This is a genomic window from Peptostreptococcus sp. MV1, assembly GCF_000758885.1.
Classification (GTDB): domain Bacteria; phylum Bacillota; class Clostridia; order Peptostreptococcales; family Peptostreptococcaceae; genus Peptostreptococcus.
This window is the reverse complement of record NZ_JRNB01000011.1, coordinates 1-4,016: the sequence shown is the minus strand read 5'-3', so window position 1 is coordinate 4,016 and position 4,016 is coordinate 1. Positions and strand designations below refer to the sequence as shown.

Sequence of the window (4,016 nt, the reverse complement as noted above, 5' to 3'; positions counted from 1 at the left end):
TGCTGTCGCATAAATTTCGGATTTTATTCATCAACGCTAGTTGACAAAGAACCAGTAAAACGAATACGAATATTTAAAAAATAGATAATGTGAATATTCGATAAAATTTATGTCATATATAATCTTGAATAATGGAAAGTCTAGCCCGAAAACATCATATAAAGACCTATAAATTGGATAAAATAGTGGGATAATAGTAAAAAATTGAAAGAAGTAGCCGTATTAGTTGCAATTATAGCCTGAAAATCGCAAATATAAATATTCATAAACTAAAAAACAACCTATAAGTGATATAAAAAACTTTATTTATATATAGAATGTACGTATTAGAGACTTTTATTAATTAGGAATTGGCCGAGAAATCATTATTTTATAAAAAGTTTAGGTATAGGTATTTAAAATAAAGCCAAACTGGTATATAATAGAGATATTAAATTCAAAAATAAGGTGGAGGTTGACATATGCTTAAAAAATTTAACAAAGTTTTGGTAGCCAACAGAGGTGAAATAGCGATTAGAATATTTAGAGCCTGTGCGGAGTTGCAGATTAGAAGTGTTGGTATATATAGTGAAGAAGATAAGTACGCCTTGTTCAGAACAAAGGCAGATGAATCATACCTAGTAGGTGAAGGTATGGGTCCGGTAGATGCCTATTTGGATATAGATGGAATAATAGCCTTGGCCAAGAGAAAAAAGGTAGATGCCATACATCCAGGATATGGATTCTTATCTGAAAATGCAGAGTTTGCCAGGAAGTGTGAAGAAAACGGAATCACATTTATAGGTCCAGATTCATCCATCATGGAAAGACTTGGAGATAAGATAAATTCTAAGATAGTAGCCCATGAGGCCAATGTACCAACGATACCAGGAGTAGAAAAGGCCCTAAAGACTGTTAAGGAGGCCAAGGCAGTTGCGGCCCAGATAGGTTATCCTGTAATGGTAAAGGCATCTAATGGTGGTGGCGGTAGAGGTATGAGAATTGTCCGCCGTGAAGAAGACCTTGAGATAGAATTTGAGAATGCAAGAAGTGAATCAAGAAAGGCCTTTGGAGAAGACCTAATATTTATAGAAAAGTATATAGAAGACCCCAAGCACATAGAAGTACAGGTAATTGGCGACAAGCATGGCAATATAGTCCACTTGTATGAGAGAGATTGTTCTGTACAGAGAAGGCATCAGAAGATTATAGAATTTGCACCAGCATTTTCTCTAGATGCCCAGCTAAGAGATAGGATATGTGCGGATGCAGTCAGGATAGCCCAGCATGTTGGTTACTCAAATGCGGGTACACTAGAGTTCTTGGTAGACAAGAATGGAGATTACTATTTTATAGAAATGAACACTAGAGTCCAGGTTGAGCATACAGTTACAGAAGAAGTGACAGGCATAGATATTGTACAGAGTCAGATCTTGATAGCCCAGGGTTGTAAGTTGTCTGATCCGGAAATAAATATCCAGGGACAGGATGATGTTCAATTGAGAGGCTATGCGATTCAGTGTAGAATAACAACAGAAGACCCTAAGAAAGGGTTTATGCCTGATACCGGAAAAATCCAGGTATACAGGTCAGGTTCAGGATCAGGTATCAGACTAGATGGCGGTAACGGATTTACAGGCGCAGTAATCAGCCCATATTACGACTCATTGTTGGTAAAGACAATTTCACATGATAGAACATTTAGGGGTGCTATCAACAAGATGGTCAGATCTATCAAGGAAATGAGGGTTAGAGGTGTTAAAACTAACGTAGGTTTCCTAGTAAATGTCCTACTTGACCCAAGATTTATAGCAGGTAAATGCTCTACAAAGTTTATAGATGAGAACCCAGAATTATTTGATATACAGGAAAGTAAGGACAGGGGTACTAAACTACTCAAATTTATAGGTAATGTAGTAGTCAACGACAACAAGTGCCAGGAAAGAAAGACATTCGATGCCCTATATGAGCCTAGGATTAGAGAAATCGCCAAGGTAGAGGGTAGCAGGGACAAGTTATTGAGAATGGGCAAGCAGGCCTATATAGAAGATATTAAGAATGAAAAGAAACTTCTATTCACTGATACTACAATGAGAGATGCCCACCAGTCATTAATAGCAACTAGGTTCAGAACATTTGACCTAATGAATATAGCCAAGGCTACAGAATACTATCAGAAGGATATGTTCTCACTTGAAATGTGGGGTGGGGCAACATTCGACGTTGCCTATAGATTCCTTAAAGAATCACCTTGGACAAGGTTACACAGGTTGAGAGAAGCAATACCTAGCATTAACTTCCAAATGTTGTTGAGAGCATCAAACGGTGTTGGTTACAAGAACTACCCAGATAATGTCATATCTGAGTTCATCAAGGAATCTGCAAACTCAGGTATAGATGTCTTCAGAATATTCGACTCATTAAACTGGGTAGAAAATATGAAGCCATCAATGGCTACAGCCCAGGAAACTGGAAAGATAGTAGAAGCTGCTATGTGCTATACAGGTGATGTCCTAGACCAAGACAAGACAAAGTACACTATAGACTACTATGTCAATATGGCTAGAGAGTTAGAAGCAGCAGGTTCAGATATTATAGGCATAAAGGACATGGCAGGTCTATTAAAGCCATATGCTGCCTATGAATTGATTAAGGCCCTAAAGGAAAATGTAAAGGCCCCAATTCACCTACATACACATGATACTAGTGGTAATGGTGTGGCTACTCTACTAATGGCATCACAGGCTGGAGTAGATATAGTCGATGCAGCCCTAGAATCGATGGCAGGTATCACTTCACAGCCATCTCTAAATGCAACAATTGAAGGCTTGAAGTTTACAGAGAGAGACCCTCAGATAGATATGTTTGGCTACAACGAACTAGGAAAATACTATAGAGACCTAAGAAAGATATACTACAAGTTTGAGAGTGACCTTACTAACTCAAATGCTGAAATATACGACTTCGAAATACCAGGTGGTCAGTACACTAACCTAAAGCCACAGGCAGATTCTCTAGGTCTAGTGAATAGGTTTGAAGAAGTAAAGGAAAACTACAAGGTTGCCAATAGGGTGGTTGGAGATATTATCAAGGTTACACCATCATCAAAGGTGGTGGGTGACTTAGCTATTTTTATGACTAAGAACAACCTAACAGAAGAAAATATAATTGAAGAAGGTAAGAACCTGTCATTCCCAGATTCCCTAGTTGACTACTGCAAAGGTATGATTGGACAGCCAGCAGGTGGAGTACCAAAGAGACTTCAGGAAGTAGTTCTAAAGGGAGAGCCAGCTATTACAGCTAGACCAGGTTCATTATTACCATCAGAAGACTTCGATGCTATAAAGCAACACCTGATAGATGACCTAGGAATAGAAAAGCCAACACATAGGCAGGAGCTAAGCTATGCCCTATATCCAAAGGTATTTGATGATTACATCAACCATGTTAAAGATTTCAATGACGTAAGTGAACTTGAATCTGATGTATTCTTCTACGGACTAAATATTGGTCAGGAATGTGAAGTAGAGATAGAAGAAGGTAAGAACCTTACTATCAAGCTAGTAGATATCGGTGACCCTAAGGATGACGGTATGAGAACTCTTACATTTGAACTAAATGGTATGTTGAGAGATGTAGATATCAAGGACAACAACTATACAGGTCTAGTAAAGAGCGTGGAAAAGGCAGACATGAATGACCCTCACCAGATAGGTGCATCAATACCAGGTAAGGTAGTCAAGCTATTGGTAAAGAAGGGCGATGAAGTTGCAGAAAACCAGCCACTAATAGTAATTGAAGCCATGAAGATGGAGACTAACATAGTTGCTAAGTCTGCAGGTGTTATTAACGACATAAAGGTTGCTGTAAATGACATGGTAGTAGACAAGCAGTTACTAATCCAGCTAGACCCAATTGACTAGGGTATAAAATAATTAAAAGATTAGGGTAGGAGAATAATTCGGCTCTATGTTAGGTCACTTTGGTGATAATTTAAATCAATAAAATCTATTAAATTATACGGCAGCATCCATAGC

Annotated in this window: 1 protein-coding gene; it reads left to right on the top strand. The window is 38.2% G+C overall.

The window, feature by feature from the left end; genetic code table 11:
* Positions 1-461 precede the first annotated feature (461 nt).
* Positions 462-3,902 carry a pyruvate carboxylase gene (locus HMPREF1639_RS01465; protein ID WP_036762502.1) on the top strand — a complete coding sequence of 1,147 codons (3,441 nt, stop codon included), beginning with the start codon at positions 462-464 and terminating at the stop codon, positions 3,900-3,902.
* Positions 3,903-4,016 lie beyond the last annotated feature (114 nt).

Coding starts and splice junctions, on each gene's coding strand:
- HMPREF1639_RS01465 (WP_036762502.1), top strand. CDS start 462: ATGCTTAAAAAATTTAACAAAGTTTTGGTAGCCAACAGAGGTGAAATA.